Source organism: Mesorhizobium sp. M1A.F.Ca.IN.020.06.1.1 (genome assembly GCF_004023265.1).
In the GTDB taxonomy this organism is placed as follows: Bacteria; Pseudomonadota; Alphaproteobacteria; order Rhizobiales; family Rhizobiaceae; genus Mesorhizobium.
On record NZ_RZSR01000927.1, the window covers coordinates 1 to 2,351 of the forward strand.

General features: G+C 64.3%; 3 protein-coding genes and 1 pseudogene. 2 read left to right on the forward strand and 2 right to left on the reverse strand.

Annotated elements, in window-relative coordinates:
- Nucleotides 1-741, reverse strand: a 741-nt coding sequence (locus EOA60_RS29130; protein WP_128312338.1) for an EamA family transporter, incomplete at its 3' end; no start/stop codon positions are given.
- 160 nt (nucleotides 742-901) lie between these two features.
- On the opposite strand from EOA60_RS29130, the gene EOA60_RS29135 reads away from it, so the two are divergent.
- The gene (locus EOA60_RS29135) at nucleotides 902-1,189 is read left to right on the forward strand and encodes a hypothetical protein (protein WP_066990158.1); all 288 of its coding nucleotides are present in this window, start codon (nucleotides 902-904) and stop codon (nucleotides 1,187-1,189) included.
- On the opposite strand, the gene gluQRS is transcribed toward EOA60_RS29135, so the two are convergent.
- Nucleotides 1,190-2,065 (reverse strand): tRNA glutamyl-Q(34) synthetase GluQRS, encoded by an 876-nt coding sequence (gluQRS, locus tag EOA60_RS29140; RefSeq protein WP_095824179.1) that lies wholly within the window; start codon nucleotides 2,063-2,065, stop codon nucleotides 1,190-1,192. It abuts the gene before it with no gap.
- A 92-nt stretch (nucleotides 2,066-2,157) separates the two neighbouring features.
- Between gluQRS and EOA60_RS29145 the strand changes: the two are divergent.
- Nucleotides 2,158-2,351 (forward strand): annotated as a pseudogene (locus EOA60_RS29145) (DNA-3-methyladenine glycosylase 2 family protein); the annotation flags it as partial.

A 2,351-nucleotide genomic window follows, 5' to 3' on the forward strand; every position in this document is an offset into this window, starting at 1 on the left:
GAACAGCGATGCGACCTTCGACATCTCGCCGTCCCTGATCATCACCATCAACAGGAAGATGGCGCCGAGAGACAGCACCAGGACCAGCCATGCCATGGCAAAGATGAGCTCGCCGTTGACGGTGATGGTGCGCGTCTCGAAGGCGAGCGACCCCAGGATCGTGACGACCGAGCCTCCGACATACTGCCACATGGTCGCCGAGACGAGGTCGCCGCCGGAGGCGAAGCGCTTTTGCCAGATCGTACCAGCGGCCATGCCGAGCACCGAGACCAGCGAGGCCGTCAGCGTTGCCGCGGTAACACCGCCGCCAATCATGCCGAGCTTTGGCCAGAGCACGATGACGACGCCCAGAAGCCCGACGGCAAGGCCCGCCCAATGGCGCGGCAGGATCGCCTCGCCGAGAAATTTGCCGGCGAGCACCGCCGTGATCAGCGGCTGCAGGCCGACGATCAGCGCCGAAAGCCCGGCCGGCATGCCTCTGTGGATCGCCCAGAAGACGCCGCCCAGATAGACGCCGTGCATTAGGACGCCGGCCACCGTCGCATGAAGCGCCTCCTCGCGGGTGGCCCGTCGCGAGCCGATAAGGACGGTCAGTCCCGCAAACAGGATCGCCGCCAGCACGAAGCGGATGGCAAGGAAGGTGAACGGCTCCGCCCATGGCATTGCATAGCGCGCGCCGATGAAGCCGGTCGCCCACAGAACGACGAAAGAGGCGGGGATGAACCGCTTGATACTGTGCATTGGAAGGAGGGCTCTGGCTGCGCGTGAAAAGTTGATGTCGGCAATTGCTCTAATGCCGATCAATTCGGCAAGCAAAACGAAACGGTTGATCCATAAGCTCATCCGAATTCAACAAACGGTGCCAAGAGGGGCATGGCGTTAAGGCACGCCATGAGCAGGCATGCTTTTGCATCTCGGGACGACATGGCTGCTGTTCGCGGTCGCCACCGTCGCGGTTTTCGGATTCTTCTTCGGCACCGCGCTCGATGCCATCATGAAGGACGACGGCTTCGGCTCGACCGGCAACACGCTGCTCTTCACGCTGGGCTTCTTCGTCGCGGTGATGATCGCCAACGAGCACGGCATCACCTTCCGGGATATCAAGCTAGCTGTGGCATGGGGATTGAGCGGCGCCTTCGTCTTCATCAGCGTGATGGCGCTGATCAAGGCCGGCCTGGCTCGTTTGTAGTCAAAGCCCAATCAGCCGCACGACATCCTGCGGCGACACGCCTGCCTGCCTGAGTGCGGCAAGGCCGGTGTCCTTGAAACTCTTCGACAGCTTCCGCCCGTCCGAGCCGAGGATCAGCCGATGGTGGAGGTAGCGCGGCGCGGGGCGGCCGAGCAGGTCCTGCAACAAGCGCTGCACGCTGGTCGCCGCGTAAAGGTCCTGACCACGCACGACATGGCTGACGCCCTGCAGCGCGTCGTCGACGACGACCGCGAGATGGTAGCTGGTCGGGATATCGCGGCGCGCCACGATGACGTCGCCCCAGGCCTGCGGCGTTGCGTCGACCGTCTGCGTCGCGGCCATGGCCTCGTCGGTGAACTCGACCCATGACAAGGCGCCCGGCACGCGCGCCATGGCTGCCTCGATGTCGAGGCGCCAGGCAAAAGGCTTGTTCTCGGCGATGCGCCGCCTGCGCTCCTTAGTCGGAAGTGCCTTGTCGAGCGGCGGATAAAGCGGCACGCCGTCGGGGTCGCGCGGCCAGTCGCGGCCGCGTTTCTCGGTCTCGGCAATGAAGGCGCGGATCTCGCCGCGGCTCATGAAGGCGGGATAGACGAGTTCCTCGGCGATCAGCCGGTCGAGCACGGCCCTGTATTCGGAAAAATGTTCGGACTGGCGCCGCACGGGCTCTTCCCATTCGAACCCCAGCCATTCCAGGTCGCGGAATATGCCGGCCTCGAATTCCGGGGTGGAGCGGGTGATGTCGATGTCCTCGATGCGCAGCAACAGCCGTCCTCCCGCCCGCGCCGCCATTTGCCGGTTCAGCAGCGCCGAATAGGCATGGCCGAGATGCAACTCGCCATTGGGGCTCGGCGCGAAGCGGAATGTCAGGAGCGTCATGTCTCGGACGGCATTCGGGTTGAAAGGCGCTTCCGCCGGTTGATAGTTAGCCATCAATTGCCACTTCATGAGCGCCCTGGGAACAAGCAAACGTGCAACGCATCGCCTCGCTCGACGACATTGCGGCAGGACTCGACGCGCTCTGCCAGCTCGATCCACGGCTGGAGAAGGTACGCGGCATGGCCGGCGAGGTGCCGCTGAGGCTCTCCGAGCCCGGATTCGGCAGCCTCGCGTCGATCATCGTCTCGCAGCAGGTGTCCCGCGCCAGCGCCGATGCCATTTTCGG